This window comes from Paenibacillus sp. FSL H8-0122 (assembly GCF_038005345.1).
In the GTDB taxonomy this organism is placed as follows: Bacteria; Bacillota; Bacilli; order Paenibacillales; family Paenibacillaceae; genus Paenibacillus_AQ.
This window is the reverse complement of record NZ_JBBOTB010000001.1, coordinates 5,360,697-5,377,732: the sequence shown is the minus strand read 5'-3', so window position 1 is coordinate 5,377,732 and position 17,036 is coordinate 5,360,697. Positions and strand designations below refer to the sequence as shown.

Genomic DNA, 17,036 nt, shown 5'->3' with positions numbered 1-17,036 from the left:
ATCCGCCATGTAGAATTGTAGCTTAATAGGATTAATCAATTGAAGGGCCGGAACATGATGACAAAAATCAGAGGTTTTATCATTTTTTTAATCTTTCTTCTTGCAATAACTCCATCAACAGCAGCGGCACAAAGCTCCAGCTATGCAGAAGCGCTTAACCGCTTGGGATTGTTCAGTGGAACGGAGAATGGGTATGAGCTGTCGCGGGTGCCCACCAGAGCAGAAGCCCTTGTAATGATGCTGCGTCTGTGGGGGAAGGAGAAAGAGGTCCTGAAAAGCACCTACAAAAGTCCATTTACTGATACAGGGTGGGAAGGCCGCTACGTGTCGTATGCCTATACCAAGGGTGTAGTTAATGGAATAGATGAGTTTCGTTTTGGCGGTAACCGGCCCGTCTCGCTTAACCAGTATTGTTCAATGGTTTTAAGGGTGTTGGGATATTCAGAAACAAAGGGCGACTTCACTTATGGAACTGCGGTTTCTTTCGCCTCAATAGTTCTAGGATTAGACCTTACCCAAGAACGCGAATTCAACCGGGGAACGCTTGCAAAAATAAGCAGTTATGTTCTAAACACAAGACCCAAAAACCAGCTTGCCACGCTAGGTCAAACCCTTAGTACAGCAAATATTTTCACCACGCAAGCTTTAAACGAGGCAAGGGCACTTTGGGAGCAGGATAAAAGGTTGAATGGAACGACGATTTTAATCTATGCAGTAGGTTCTGACCTTGAATCACAGCAAGGCCGGCTAACCGATGACTTGGAAGAAATTTTGCGTGGTCAACCCAACCAAAATACGAAGATCCTGCTGCAAACAGGCGGAACGCTTAAATATCACAACAAATATATGACCGATGGAGCATCCGAACGCTTTGAAGTTAGTCGTGGACAGCTGCAAAAGCACGAAAGCCGCATCCAAACCGCCGCATCAGACCCTAGAACACTGAGGGATTTTCTTGTTTGGGGCAAAGCCGTTGCACCAAGTGAACGTTATATCCTGATTCTATGGGACCATGGGTATGGAACAATGGGCGGATTTGGCGCAGACGAGCTAAATGAACGAAAAACGATGAAGGTCTCGGAGCTTTCCCAAGCGATCGGTTCATCAGATATGTATTTCGACTTAATCGTCTTTGATGCCTGTCTTATGGGCACCGTTGAAACTGCCTATGCGCTTAGAGATCAGGGCAAATATCTCATAGCTTCTGAAGATTCAACCCCCGCAGCAGGCTTGTACTATACCACATGGATAGGTGCGCTAGAGCGAAACCCGCAGATCAGCACTGAAAGGATAGGACGTTTAATTTTAGACTCCTTTACCCTTCATTCAGGGATGGAAGCTAAGATGCAAACCACCCTATCAATGCTGAAGCTGTCTCAGGCGGAATCCTTGGTTAAGGCCATAGGAAATGCAAAATTTGATCGCTCACTATCAGACCTTGCAAACCACTCAGAGCTATTAGGCAAAAACGACGGGATATTCGATCAATATGATCTTATAGAGCTTATAGGCCAATCTTCAGAAGTCACTGCCGCCGCCCAAGCACTTGCCTTCGAAGTAAGAAATTCAGCAGGTTATAAAAACCGCAACGGTGTGGCTTTATATGTTCCTAGCAGAAAAATTGCACGCACACATGAAATGAAAGAAGAACTACAGGCTATGGGTCTAAGTTCAAAGTATATAGAAACGATTTTCTAACGAGGAGGTATTTTATGAAGAAGATTTTAAGCTTGATGCTGGTATTTTCGCTTCTCGCATCAGTAGCGCCTGTGTATGCGAATGTAGCAACAGAGTACAATTATGTGTTTGGTGTGAAAACAGGAGGCAACGAGAACGGCGGAACCGGCGATGATATTTATATGGGCGTAAGTACATATGAATCTGGAGTAAACTCTGATCAAGCAACAAATTTTGGCGGCGCTGCCGCTTGGTCTGATACACAACATACATTTAAATTGCAAAATACTCCACCGTGGAGAATGAACGAGCTCGTTTTTTGGCTGGTGGGCAGTGATGACTGGTACGGTGAGTCGGTAGTTCTGTGGCTTCCTCAAATTGGCGGAAACATAAATCCAACACAGACGAAGACCATTCCAATATACTCATGGACAAAAGACCAGGGTAGACTGTATCGTGACATTTCGGACGTAACCAAAAGAAAATTCACCGATATGGGTGACGTTGATAAGCATGGAGGAGAGTTCTATCTGGATGCGAATTCGTCAGGCTCTGAACGTGCAGAGTGGGACAACTATGTCAGAGATCAATATGGTCACTATGACATTATGCAATATGAGGATGCTCCTGTTGTCAGCTATAGCGTTTCGGACGACGCTGTGGGCAGGGATTGGCTGACATTCCAGGAACCGACAAAAACAAAAACGTTTGAGCTCAATATTGACCGCAAGAAGCTTCACGATCAGATGGTTGCCAAGGACAAAGCAGAGATTTCACTGACCTATAGAGTGGCGCTGCTTGCCCAGTCTACCAATGCTGAGAGCCTCGGGGGAACTTTTGCCCATACAAGCTCAGGAAATCCGGAAGTGAAAACCTATTTAACAACAAAGATAGGGCAAGCGGACTACTATTATAAAGATGTAACTTATACGTTCTATCGTAGCATATATAACCTCGGCAACCCCGATATCACTCAAACGGTTACCTATTCACCGAGCCAGGACAATCTGTATCTCAACCGTAAATTCACAGATGTTAATATCACGGTTGAAGCGGTGTCCATTCATAAAAAAACCATGACGCAAGAAATTAAAACGGAGCTGATCACCAACCTCCAAGCCACGCCTTCGTTATATATCGGGAACAACACGACAACACCGCTTGCCAGCCTAACCATGACCAAACTGGAGGGCGATGACGGCAAACCAAACGGCAAGCTTCAGTTCACTGGACAAGTCCGGCTGGATGTTAGCGCAGTGGAAAGCGAGGGTATAAGGCTTCAGCTTGACAACGTATCTACCCATCTAACGAAAAAAGGCCGGGCTCAGGCCTATTATTTAGAGAATCCAACTCCAGAATCACCGGCATCACAAAGTTTTTATTTTTCAACTCATAAAGTGGACACCAAAACCCCAACTGTAAGAGTGACCGACCAAACTGGAAATGACCTGGCGGGGGCAGATTCCATTCAAGGCAACATCAAAAAGCTGCATGGATTTTATATGGTTGCCAGCGAAACCCTCTATCCGGACGGAAATGTCGCCCACAGCGAGTCGAATCAAAACTATTTGAATTATGAGCTGTACAAGAAAACCGGTGATTCCTATGAACCGGCCGCGACAAGAATAACAAACTTTGACGGTACAGGAAACAGAGCAAAAGTTACCGCACCTATTAACACCCAGGTTATCAATGGCGTTAGCATAAAGCTAAGTCCAATTGTTCCAACGGAAGGCGAATTCAAGCTCCGGCTGTATGGATGGGATCAAGCCGACAATCCGCTGGGCGGAGAGGCCGGATTTGCAGAAATTGAGAATATCAAAATCGATAATCTGGCTCCACGGGTGACCGTAACCGAAACGGTACATCCGCAAGATGCACAGCTTCGCAAAAGAAATGACTATAGCTTTGAAATGAACGACCTTGAGCAAAGCAATAACGGCTGGTCAAGAACATATTATACCTTTATGAACGGGATCACAGCGCCACCTGACACGCCAATCCATCAAATTAAAGCTGCCTCCGCAGAAATGGCTTCAACGCAAGGCACATGGGCATTCGTAGACTCAGAGGGTGATAGCACAACTGCCATGCTATCTATTCCAAAAGGGGACAACTTTGAGGGAACTCTCTATTATTTCACAGTAGACTCACTGGGGAACGATTCTAGAAACGAGCAAGCCTCCAGATACTATAAAAAGCCTGTGAGTATTTTCAATGGAAATGTTGCTGACACACTGATTACGGAGGATTCCAGTCTTCCAAAGCCGCATTTTGACCTTAGCTTTGACGTAAGCAATCCAAACCTTGAAACGAGTTACCGGTGGATTTCTGATCCTGGCAATGACAACAGCTTTACACAAAAATTCAGAGTATACGAATCAAGCGATGATGTTGGTGCAGCTGAAAAAACGAATCTTAGCGGAACCAAAGTGCTGATGGACGGGAAATATATCCTTGAATATCGGGTGAAAAATAAACAGTCTGGTAACACTGCCGAATTCTCACAAGTATACACGTATGACGCCTATCCTCCAGAGATTAAATTTACCGTAGGAAGTCAGCACAATCTCTTTAAATCATCCCATCAGTTTAACGTGAAAGTGACAGACCGCAGTGAAATTGCCAGTGCATATTACTATGTATCCAAGCCGGACTCCGAGATCAGAATGGAGGGTATGCCGAACTATCCGCTGACACTGACACTGGACAGTGACAATATAGCACAGGTTAATCAGACCTTGACGTTAACAGGACTTCCATCAGGTGCGTACAGCATTGTTGTTGTGGCACAAGATCCGCATGGCAGAGTAAGCAAAAAGGTTTCCCCCTACTTTGGCATGAGGTCAGAAGCTGCGATCATTGACACATTGAACTTTACGGAGCCAAAGACTGTAAACGGAATGGGTACAACAACGGATGGAACCTATAGTATCTATGCTGTGTTGAATGAACCGCATGCAGCATGGACTTCTGATAGCGCATTGAAATATCAAAACCCGGTATATTATGCAACAACGGACGGCATGCCAACAGATAACGGCGTTTTAGTTCCTGAGTTCACAGCGAGCAACAATTCCGGCGGGAATTATGCATTTACACTCGACACACCGGTTCCGCTTCAAGAAGGTGTCAACACCATCTACGTCCAGTTTGGACTCATCAATGCTCCTGCGGACGACAGACCGGAGTTTTTAACAGAAGCGAGACCGCTCACCATTCTGTATGATAGCCAGGCACCAACCTTTGAATTGCCGGACTATAGCACCATTCAGCCAACCAACGCATCCGTGACAGCAACAATCATCGCAAGTGATGCTGGTACAGGGATTAGCAAACTGACCGTTGCACCAGAGGATGCAGACAAAATCACGGTTTCTCCATATACAGACGGTGCATTCACAGTAACGGTAAGCGAAAATATATCAACAAACCTGACCCTGTCTGACGAGCTTGGAAATCATGTTCTGGTTCCTATTTCCGTATCTAACATTGACCGGGCAGCTCCATCTGCGCTTGCTTCAAGTAGCATCGTGACCAAAGGAGCAAGACAAGATGGTGAGATTACAGTTGATGTCTCGGACAAGAACGATACAACCGTTTCCTTCGCGCTTATTCAAGACCCGGCAGACAACCATATTCTAACCGAAGCGGACTATGCTTTGTTTCAATCAAGCCAATCTGTGGAAATGCAGAGTAGTCCGGTCATCATTAATGGCGAAGGCAACAAACAGAAAACCTACAAAATTGACTTGAAGGGGCTTAGCGGAAGCTATGCCATTGGGGTCAAAGCCGCCGACACCGCAGGAAATGTGACTGAAAAAGTGTTCTTTGACGCAAAACTGGACCTGGTTGACGCGGCGGCGGCCATTGTAAGTGTCAGCGCAAACCCTAGAACCACAAAAACCACCGCAACGGTCAGCGTTTATTTTAATGTTCCAGTAACCGTAATGCCAAACGCACCTGTAGATGGAGACGTTGTGGGTGATATGGCAAGGTCGAACCTTCTGTATACAGGACTTTTAACAACCTCCGCTAACTATGTAATGGACTATGAGGTTGTTATCCAAAACAATAATAAAATCAGCCTCTATATTCAGGACGAGGTTGGAAGGGATAGCGTTCTAGAATTCACACCTGAGGTTGAATTTGTTACAGGCTTTGATACTAAAGGTTATGTAGAGAAAAATGGTCAAACGATCCAAAACGGCGGGTTCATATCCTTTAACCAAGGGGACAAGCTGTATTATATTGTAGTTCCAAATCCAAATTATGCCGGACAATATTTCTTTGTTGAACATGCTGTGTTATCTGGATTAGAACTCAATACAGAGCTAAGTGTTCCGGACCCTTCATTTACAGAAGAAGGAAGAACAGCTTATTCAAAGCTTGTATTTGAAGCGCTAAGAGACGGCAAAACAACAAAATCAGCTTATTTCGAGTCATACACGGCAGAAGGCATGGAAGCTGACCGGATGGAAGATGAATATGTTGCCATTACAGTGGTTGACGAAACTGCACCAGCTGCAAAAGTAGGCTATTCGATCACGGATTCTACCAACCAGAATGTTACCGCAACACTTTCTGTATATGACCCGGAAAGCGGGATTTTAAAACTTGAACGTTCGTATGACGGCATAAGCTTCAGCCCTATTGACTCTGTTGTTTCGCATACCGAAACCTTCGAGCAGAATGCAACGGTATATTTCAAAGTGACTAACAAAGCCGGAATAGCAACAGTACTGCCGGTCACAGTCTCGAATATTGATAAAACGCCAATTACGCAAGACACACACTACAAGGTTGAATACAGCTACGAGAACTATCTTGGGAACTGGGTTCCAATCACAGAAGGAAAAGCCTATAGAAGGGTTATGGCAACGCTCAAGTTTACCGGAGGCGGAAAAACGCTTGCGATGACAAACAACAACGCAGCCTTCTCAAGGACTCTAACGGAGGATAATCACACATTCACATTTGAATTTAAGGATCTTTCGGGCAACACAGGTTCTCATACGGTTAGCTATAACCATTACGACAATACGATTGGACAAACATCCTATGTGTTATCGAATACGGCCAAGACCAACAAAAATATCTTTGCAACGATCACTTTAACGGATGATTCAGGTGAAATCGCCTTTGCAGAGGTGAAGAAGGGCGATGTGGTCTATCCCTTCAAAGGGGAGCCGCTTGAGAATGAATATGTCGTAGAACTGGACAGCTCAGGAATTTACAATGTGACCGCCTATGACTACGCTGGAAACCGTTGGACGACGCCAATCACCGTCTCAAACATTAACAAAGTAGTGCCAACTGCAATCGCAAAAACGTACAGTACGCCACCAACCACCATTACTGCACAAAGCGTGAATGTGGAGTTGACACAGTTCAGTAAGGAGTTCAAAACGATAACAGTCACCGGTGTAGAACCTGCCGGAAGCCTAACTGCCAACGATATCGTACATATCCCCGGCACAAAAGCTGTCCGCTTTAGAAAAAATGGTACAGTGTCCATGTTCTTTGTTGACGATTATGGCAATGAAGGCCAGGAAGTAATTACCGTATCCAATATTGTGTCCACACCGCCGCAAATCAAAGCCACAGCCACATTAGCTGAAGATAAGCTGAGCGTGAATGTAACCTTTGACCAAATCCGTGACAGTGATGGCGTTCCGCTGGACATTCTTAGGAAACTAACAGACCTTACCGTTTCTTATCGTGGATATGAACATGTACTTCTGACTGAAGTGAAGGACGAAGCCGGTGATGTCCTGTCCTATAAAGAGGCAGTAATCAACGTTAAAACTAACGGGGAGCACGTCTTTCAAATTAGGGACCAAACAGGCATCACGCAAAAAATTCTCGTAACGGTTGAAGGAATTGAAGTAGGAGGCCCAAGGGTTAAGGAAGTCCGCTGGACATACAAATATCTCGAACAGAACCAAAGTGGCGAGTGGGTGGAAAAGGATCATCAAAACAAGATTGTTGTTGGTGTTGACACCTCTGGACAAGAAGAAGGATATGTTGTGGGAACCGACAAGAACCCGGCAACGAACCAGAATGTGAATGTCACAGTAATCACAGATAAAGATGCTAAATTCGTGGGCGGGAACGATCCGTGGGAACAAGAGAAGTCCATGAACTATAGAGACAATGGACTTTACAATTTTAACCTTGAAGGAAGAACAGGGACCTATACCTCGTATGGTGTTGACATTGGTCTAATCGACAAAACACCCCCTGTGCTAAAACTTAAAAATGGGGAAGAGCTCATCTTCATCGAAGGCATGACGCCTAAAAAAGATGCCTCCATTGCCTATGACAAGTCCAAGCTTCTGGACTTCGAAGCATCGGATATGGTTGCGGGTAAAAAGGTGGACCTGACGAACCGGGTCACCATAAGCTATGGATCAGGCGGACGGGTGTTTAACCCTGACAACATCTCGGCCAATGAATTTGTCCGCTCGAACCCGTACTATATCGACTATACGGTAAGAGATGATGCAGGGAATCAGACCACTATTCGCCGGACCGTTCGCCTGGTAGGTCTTTATGACACCATAGCCCTTGTGAACGGCGTGATGCCAGACAGCTCAAATGCTGCGTCCGTTCTTGGAAACAAGGTTGAAATTTCATTGAAGAATTTCTCCGGGATCTCGTATGCACGTTATGAAAAAGGGGTCTTAACACAAGGTCAGATGAAAACAAAAGGAACGGTCCTGCGGGAGAAAAGCGGAGTGTATACCCTCGATAATGTTACGAGCGGTTGGTACACCGTATATATCCAAACGGATAAACGCGACTATTTCAACATTCATGTATATGTCTCAAATCAAGGAGGGAAATAGGCAATGACGTTCTATAGAACAATGAAACGCAGCATAGCTGCAGCTATTATTCTATCCATGCTTTTCACCTTTGCAAGTTTCCCTGTTCATGCTGACGCCAGTAATGCGGATTATTCCATTGCGAACGAATTTATGAAATATTCAATTAATTCAAAAACGGGTGGCTTCTCCATCGAAACCATTGACGGTCATCCGCAAAAAGCGTTTGATAACAATCTTCCGCTTCTGTATAAGGAAGATGCGGCAAGGAGCAACGGAACATCCTTCACAACCGTTCGTATCGACGGAAAGGATTTTATTTTCGGTCAGGAATACGGCTGGTTCGGAATCGATACCAAGCTTCATGAACCTGTCGTTTCAGAGCAAAACAGGCTTTTAACCATTGCATGGGACATTAAGGGCTATACCATCACACAAAAGGTGTCCATTTCAATCGACCCTAACAATTCAAGGACGGGTAACATTGGTATCTCATATGATGTGAAAAATAACAATGCCACGGCCGGAACGGTGGGGATTCGGCTTCTTCTGGACAACGCGCTGGGTTCAGAGATCGACGCACCTTATGTGCTGGTTGACCCGTCGCAGCCGACAATCGTTGAAACCGAATATAGCGGTGACAACCTTCCGCAGCAAATCAGATATGTTGATTCCCTGTCGGCCTCGAACAAGACGGCTTATGCCCTCTTGTCCGGCTGGAGCGGCAACAAGGATGTCAACGTTGATAAAGTGATTGTCGGACACTGGATTAATCTTGCAAACACCAGATACGAGTACACACCAAACCCCAGTGTTGACTTTACTAATTATTCCAACCGGTACTTGGTTCCTGACACGGCAACGGCCTATTATTGGAATGAAAAATCCATTGAGCCGGGTCAAGTCAGAATTTCTGAAATGCTCTATGGGATCGGCAGCTTTGCTGAACAAACCCAAAAGGAGCATGTGTCTATAGGAATCCAAACCGAAAATGTATTGCTGGCAAACGACAAAAAAGGGTATGAGAACAATGGTGTTTTTAAAGCAAATGTAACCATCGACAATAGTGTCTCCGGAGCAAGAGAGCTTATAGAACCCTTTGTAAAGCTTAGTCTCGAAGAGGGGCTTGTGTTTGCAGCCACGAAGACACGGGAATACACGGTGAAGATTTCGGGCGGTCTTAACATTGGAACGGTGTTCAATATTCCGGATGTTGACATTATTGCAGAGACACAGTCTATGATCACGTCAAAACGGCTGGTCGTTTCGCTAAACGCCACAGAAATTATTGATGCTAATACCAATAAAGTGGTTGACTACAGTGCCAACACAAACATTTTGATTCCTGCAGTGGAAGGAAAGCTCCCGGAGGTTTCAATGAAGCATGTTTTCCCGGCGGCCGTTTATTATGAAGGCGACAAAAACCTTACCGTTTCTGGCGATATGAAGGTGTTGTCAGGGGCCCTCTCGGGAAGTGACGGATGGAGTCTGTACCTTGTTTCATCCTCAAGCGGTGAGGCTGCTCTGATTGACAAAAGAAAAATAAGCTTTATTGATGAAGGCCAAACACTTGCGTTCTCAACGAATCAGACGTTGGCGGTTGGAAAGTATGACATTGAATTCAGATTTACAAATCAACAGCTGATCGATGCCTTCGGTACCAAAATTAAAGCAGCCACTACAGTGGACGTTACCAGTAATTTAGCGGATAAAAGTGCAAGCTATGGTATTGTTTCGCTGGTCCGGTTCACAGATGCTGCAAACCACAGACAGTTATATGACTATATCAGTTTTACAAACGAAGATGTAATGAAGAAATTTATAGCCGGCGGCGTGAGCAAAGACGGCATTCTTCACAAAGGAATAGCCTTTAAAGAAGACGAAACAGAAATTCTGTTGACCCTTCGCGGAAAAATCAGACTTATGGATACAGGGACGGAAAAATATTACTCTGCCAGCTCGGCAGATGGCGACATTACCATCAACAGCATCTTGACCTATGACAGCACCGAAGCCCTTAAGATGACCGTTGACAGCAAGGGGGCCAAGCTGGAAGGCGATGGTACCGTCAAAGTGATCAACTCGATTAATATTTGGCATAATAAGTGGCATTTTGAAGCCAGCAATGGAACCAAATATACGCTGAACCGGGAGGCTGTTGCCGGGAAGACTGCTGAGGCCTTTGAACTTCAGCTCGGAGATGCCGGTTATATGCTGCAAAATATTGCAGGTTTTTTAATCAATATTAAATACGGTGTGATGACCCGGGACGATGATGATTTCGGAATTAGCTTTGGCGGAAGAATTTCAATGCCTTTAAAAGCTGCTGATCCATCGAAGGGTGAGGAGCATTATGATTATAAAGGCTCGCTCACAGCGGACGTTCAAGATGTTCTCTATGGAAGTAAAGACAGCGAGATTGGTTTTGTTGGCATTAACACAACACTCTCAGTAGCTCTGCCCAAAGATATATTAGGCCCGTTAGTAGGAAACGAAGCCGGTGTTAAAGCGGATATCACCATTAACACCATTGAAGATATTTATAGTATTGATGCCGGTGTTTCTGTTACCATGCTGGAAGTAGAAGGGTCATTGGCCCTCAAAAAGGTGCCTATTAACTCCGTGCCCAAAATGATGCTGGACAAGCTCACCTTCTTTTTGGCGCCATCCACAATGAAGGTTCCCGTGGTTGCACCTTATGTATTTATCACAGGCCTTGGCGGAGGAATCTCAAACCTTGCAGACACCGTTGCCGGAGAACCGGCAGGCGAACTTCCACCCCTTACCATCCATCTTCAAACAAGGCTATTAATTAATGCCATTATTGTAGGTGACTTTAAGCTGGATGCGAAGCTATCCGGTCTTGCCATAGAAGGCAGCGGCCACTTGGAGAAAGATGAAGAGGGAAGGCTGCTTAATATTCAAGCGGGAATGAATGTTCAATGGATCTCGCCGTTTCAGCTTAATGCCTTCGGCAGCATCAGTATTCATGCCGGAGCCATTCGTGGCGGGATCACGATTAAAATTACGGAAGATTATTTTTATGGTTATGTGTATGCAGGGCTGTTCATTCCAGACTCCATCCCGCTGCTCGGGGGCAAGGAGATCGCAGGCGTTGAGGCAGCCGTCTCCTCTGACTTTGTGGGTGCAAACTTTAAGGTCATTGGGGTGAAGCTGGGCTTTATCTATTATTGGAACGGTGACCTAAGCTTTGGCGGGTCCATCGACCTCTCTTCAAGAGGAGACGCCGTTCACTATGTTCACTCGGAAGCGCTGGACGAGAGCGGCAACCTTGTGCCTACCACCATGATCTATGGAACGAATATGAGAAGACTGAGTACGGAGGCCGTCGCTAAGACAAGGGCCGGGAATGGGGTTACCAAAGAGATTAACCCGGCAACAAAGGATGCACTTCTCTTTGAAATTCCACTTCGCGGTTTGATAAAGCCTTCTGCCTCAGAAATCAATGTCACCAATCCAAATGGCAAAAGATTGACCATGGTTGAAGACGATAACAAGGGCAACGGAAACTATCTTGTTCAATCTTTAGACGGCACGAATTATTTGTACATTTCAGTCACTGACCCCTCTCTGATTGTTGGGGGGAACTGGTCCGTTTCAGTTTCAACACCTGATGTTTATATTGACAACTTTGCAGTAAACAGTGTTGACTATATGCCCGAGCTGACAGGAGTTAGTGCTTCTACCAGCACCAATACAAGCCGTGAGCTTAACGTTTCCTGGACTACGGACAAGCAGGGCCAATATTCGGGTGCACTTAATGTCTATGTCACGAAGGACCCGTCCGTCATGAAAGCCATCGAATCTTCTAACATTCAAGATACTTCATCATTAATTAGTATCGGTAACCTGGAGTTAGATGAAATTGAATCAGGTTCTCATGTATTCACGCTTCCTGAGTCCTTCCCTGAAGGGAAATATCATGTGGTTGCCATGCTTGTGAACCATCAAGGCGGAATGAGCAAGGAAATCACTGCTTCAACCTTCACTTTTACCAATCCATTGCTCCCTCAAAACCCTAAATCTGTGTCTGCGGTCTACAGCGGTGACGGATATGTGAAGGTTAGCATAACGGGAAGTGACGACACTGCAACACATTATCTTGTGGCGATCCAAGACGAGGATGGGGATGAGGTCGAGAATTCCTTTGGTCAATTTAAAGTGGGCAGTGAGATCCTTCTCAAACCATTAGAAAGCCAAACCAACCGGCCTCTATTACAGGAAGGCAAGACTTATTTTGTTAAAGTGCAGGCGGTTAGAATTGTGGAGTCTGCTCTTACACAGGCGGAATATTACCGTTCAACCGAATTGGCATCATCGCCAGGCTTTGTTATGCCTTCAACGGATAAGCCTCAGCTTGTAAGCGTTGAGACAAACATTGACAGATCACAGGAGCTCTATTACTTAAACACTAACCAATTCAAGGCGACGTACACCTTCGACAGACCTGTGAAAATGACCTTAAATCTTAACACCGAAGATAAAAACACGCCTCAAGAATTTAAGAAGGTCTGGTCATTTGAAGAAAATCTTGAAGACGGCCAGCAGCTGGTTGACTTCATAGCGGTTGCTGAAAACCGTGACACCCTCCAAGGCAGCAGGTCATCAGGGGCTATTGGATTTACTGTTGATACAAAAGCACCTGCGTTACTCCTTGATGAAGATGTTCAAACCAGCCTTGACGGGGAAAACGTTGATAACACTGTCAGCAATCAGGTTGTTTTTGTTGGCGCAGACTCAAGCTACAGCTTCCGTGGTCTAACAGATCCATCCGCAACATTAACGTTAGACGGCACTTCAGACGGAATTGTTATCAGTCCGGACGGAACCTTCGTTGTCAATCGCAAGGCCTCAAGCGAGGACCCGAACCAAACCCTGATGCTTACAGCGGTTGATGATGCCGGTAACGAAACGGTTGTTCCAGTGTATCTTGTGAATCGTGTTCTGTCAGAGTATGAAGGCATCAAGCTAATCTCTGACCTGGAGGGCTCCGAGGATCAGCCTGATTCGATTGAGCTTGGCATAGGCGGGGCAACGGCGCTTTCGGTTAAAGCTCTCCGCACAGTTGACGGTACCGTTCTAAAGGCAGAAGACGTTGTGTGGGACGTTCTGTATAATCAGAACATCGTCAGACTCTCGCAAGACGGGACCATTGAAGCATTAGCTCCAGGCGAAACTGCCATCAAGGTTAGTTATAGACTGTCTGCCTTTGAAGGCCAGGACGGGAAGACGGTCTATAAAGAACTGTCAGACGTTATCAAAATCAAAGTAAAAGATTATGGTTACCGTTATGAAGTTCGTCAGACACAAGGGTTCTCGTTGTACAACATATACACTGAAATGAACATGGGCAAGGCAACGGTTGTGATTGGAGGCAACAAACAAACTCTGTTATATGACAATCTTAAGAAAGCATATATTGGTGCTTCAAAGGAGCTTGTCACAGGCGAGCAATTAACAGCCAAGCTTGGTTTTGAACCAACGGTGAAATCTCCTGTTCTTCTGCGTGGAGACACCGATGGCAGTGGTGCTATTGATAAAGTCGACGTTTTGGCAACATTGAATGCTATTTTAGACAATGTTTACAACGGTTTTAGTTCTGTAGAAAATTGGATGAGAGCTGATACAAACGGTAACGGCATTGTAGATATTGTAGATGCGCAGCTCACACTAATGGAGGCACTTAAAAGATGATCAAATACTTAAAAATCATTTTGTGCATCATGCTTCTAGGGGCTGCCCTACCCTCATATGCCTATGGCGCAAATGATGCTGCAGACCTTAGTTATCGTGTGGACATCACAGTAACGGACAGCTCAGGTTCCTTAAAATCATCATTTGAAGTTGGAGAAAAAATATTTGTTAAGCTAAGTCTTTCCTATACGGGTGCCGGAAGGGCGCCTGTATATGGCTTTCAAGGAAAGCTGCAGTTTGATTCTTATGTACTGGAAAATACCGGTGTGAATGTGGAAAAGGACATTTCAATGAAATATTCCGATGGTGCCATCAACTATGTCTATCTGGATATGACCGCCAAGGGAAAAGAGGATTCCATACTGAAAAATATTGGAACGGCTGTATTTCAAGCTAAGAACAGCGGCACGTTCAGCATCTCTTCAAGCGGCTTCATTCTAACGAACAAAGATGCGACACACCGGTACATTGAACCGGTTGAAGATGTGCAAATTATTGTGGGCGATGGAGTAAAGGACCCCTCAAAATCTCTATTATATGAAAACATTGTTGCTGCAAAAGCTTTACTTGCTTCAGTTACTATTGCGGATAATCCCAAAAACATCTACTATCCGGATCATTGGTATCCGACAAAATCCGCTCAAAAACTGAGAGAGGTGATTGCCGGGGCTGAGGCTGTTTTTAATAACAAGGATGCGCTGGCGTCGGAAATCACTGAAGCTATTGAAAAGCTTAGCATGGGTGTTTCCGATTTCGAGAACTCCAAAATTGTCGGCCCGAAACGTTGGGCTGCTCCGGCCGACAATACAACAGTCAATAACACCGCAGTTGATCTCTACTATTCCGTTAAAGCTTCTGTTAAAGGCGGAAATGGCAAAATTGCCGAGGGCTTTGAAGCTCAGACCATTCGTGCCACAACCTCTGCAACCATCAGAATGATTCCGGATGAAGGGTTTGAGACCGAATATATCTTTGTCAACGGTGACAAATTTATAGGCCATGACATTTACACCATTCCAGAGGTTAGCCGTGACACCATTGTGGTTGTAACCTTTGCTAAGAAAACTCCTTTTACAGATATAGCACATGACGATTGGTTCTATCCTTCTGTAAGGTATGTGTACAACAAAGGACTATTCACGGGAACCTCTGAAACGGAATTCTCACCCTCCGGGAAGATGAGCCGTGCCATGCTGGCCACTGTAATCTATCGTATGGAGAATAAACCGGATGTTACATTTGTGAGTGTATTCTCTGATGTTCTAAGTGGCCGCTGGTATTCAAATCCGGTGATTTGGGCCAATCAAAAGAACATTGTTAACGGGTATGATAAGGGTAAATTCGCTCCCAATGAGGCCATCACCCGTGAGCAAATTGCTGTTATGCTGCATAGATACGCAAAGGTTAAAGGTGTTGGCCTTCAAGCTAAAAATTCAAGCCTGAGCTTCAAAGATGCCAATCAAATTTCAGGCTATGCCAAAGAGTCCGTTGCTTGGGCTGTGTCCAAGGGCATTATGAAGGGCAACACGGATTTAACTATCAATCCTTCGGGTCTTGCTACCCGAGCGGAGGTTGCCACGATGCTCGAAAGGTTTAATGAGCTGAATTGAAATTTAAATGAATACAAACGAATACAAACGAATACAAACCAAGCTGACTTAGAGTTTTTCTTTGTCAGTTTGGTTTTCTTTATGTGAACTTTAATGAAACTGCGGGGGCGCCGGGTCCTCCGTTTTTTTTGCTGCACAACCCAATCAGAATGGCTATTGCTAGAGTAGATTAGCTTGAGGGTGATTCTGTTAGAGTGGCGGCAATGGACTGCGCCAAAAATGTGGACAGGGGTAAAGGCGCGAATCCGTTCCGATTACATTAGGAAATGGGGGGATACAGATGGATTTCAGTGCATTGACTGGCCTTTTCGTGGATAACAACGGTTCGGTCGTGCTGAATGTTCTGTTATCTACTGCCTTGATCTGGAGTGTTAAGCAAATTGCGAATAAAGAGAAAGTGATTCAGAATTATCAGAAACGGGATGAGGAGAATGAGAAGCAGCTTAGCGAATATAACCGTACGCTCGTGAAGCTGCTGATCGAGAGAGGAACCGCAGAGAAAAAACCTAATGATGAGGGGGTCGTCAACAAGTGAAGCTCCTCGATATCTTTCGCAAGCACGAGCTGAAGCCCAGCCGGGTCAAACGGGAAATTGAGACCCTGGGCCAAATTCAGGAGGCGTATGAATCCAATGATCTAGAGAGGCTTATTGATCTGCACCGTACCGGCTTAGGCAGAAGGGGAGATGATCTGCATGGACATTATTGACTTGATCCTGATTACACTGGAAATGATAGCCTTGATCGCTTTTACCGCGTATGTTATCCGTTACAGCAGGTATTTTATGGGACGAGGCCCCTTGCGTACGTATAATTTATATCTCCGCAGTGTGTGGATAACTTACGGGGCGGTAGCGCTGCTATGTCTCAATCTGCTCTGGGGCAGGCTGAACATTATTCTCGGGCTGAACCTGTCCGGCAGCTTATCCGATATCCTGCGGGAGTATGTGCTGGTGCTGACCCTGGTAATGCTTGTATTCGCAGGCTTGATGCACAAAGAGTTATGGGACAGCAACCATAGGCACAAGCCCCGCCGTGAGCGCAAGAAACTGAAGTAGTAGGCCCCACTGCGCATCATTCCCCCTCGTACACTAGTCCTCCGCCACGTTCATCTCTCTCAATATGAAAAAGCACCAGCTCCAGCTGAAACAGCTGGCTCTAACCATCGCCCTGTCCGTTTTGGAGAAGCGGGATATTCAGATATA

General features: G+C 45.4%; 7 protein-coding genes. All 7 read left to right on the top strand.

Features of this window, described 5'->3' with window-relative positions:
- Positions 1 to 54: 54 nt before the first annotated feature.
- Positions 55 to 1,698 carry a clostripain-related cysteine peptidase gene (locus tag NSS64_RS23235; protein WP_341141679.1) on the top strand — a complete coding sequence of 548 codons (1,644 nt, stop codon included), beginning with the start codon at positions 55 to 57 and terminating at the stop codon, positions 1,696 to 1,698.
- 14 nt (positions 1,699 to 1,712) lie between these two features.
- On the top strand, positions 1,713 to 8,528 hold the full coding sequence (locus NSS64_RS23230; protein WP_341141678.1) for a hypothetical protein: 6,816 nt from the start codon (positions 1,713 to 1,715) through the stop codon (positions 8,526 to 8,528).
- A 3-nt stretch (positions 8,529 to 8,531) separates the two neighbouring features.
- A complete protein-coding gene (locus NSS64_RS23225; RefSeq protein ID WP_341141677.1) occupies positions 8,532 to 14,222 on the top strand; it encodes a hypothetical protein in 5,691 nt (1,896 codons plus the stop codon).
- Complete coding sequence (locus tag NSS64_RS23220; RefSeq protein ID WP_341141676.1) at positions 14,219 to 15,832, top strand: S-layer homology domain-containing protein; 1,614 nt, start codon at positions 14,219 to 14,221, stop codon at positions 15,830 to 15,832. The genes NSS64_RS23225 and NSS64_RS23220 overlap by 4 nt, the downstream gene beginning before the upstream one ends.
- 280 nt (positions 15,833 to 16,112) lie before the next feature.
- A complete protein-coding gene (locus NSS64_RS23215) occupies positions 16,113 to 16,367 on the top strand; it encodes a hypothetical protein (RefSeq protein ID WP_340943708.1) in 255 nt (84 codons plus the stop codon).
- The gene (locus NSS64_RS23210) at positions 16,364 to 16,540 is read left to right on the top strand and encodes a hypothetical protein (protein WP_155991288.1); all 177 of its coding nucleotides are present in this window, start codon (positions 16,364 to 16,366) and stop codon (positions 16,538 to 16,540) included. Before NSS64_RS23215 ends, NSS64_RS23210 begins: the two co-directional genes overlap by 4 nt.
- Positions 16,527 to 16,889, top strand: coding sequence for a hypothetical protein (locus NSS64_RS23205; protein ID WP_340943706.1), 363 nt, complete (start codon positions 16,527 to 16,529; stop codon positions 16,887 to 16,889). Before NSS64_RS23210 ends, NSS64_RS23205 begins: the two co-directional genes overlap by 14 nt.
- The last annotated feature ends 147 nt before the right edge of the window (positions 16,890 to 17,036 follow it).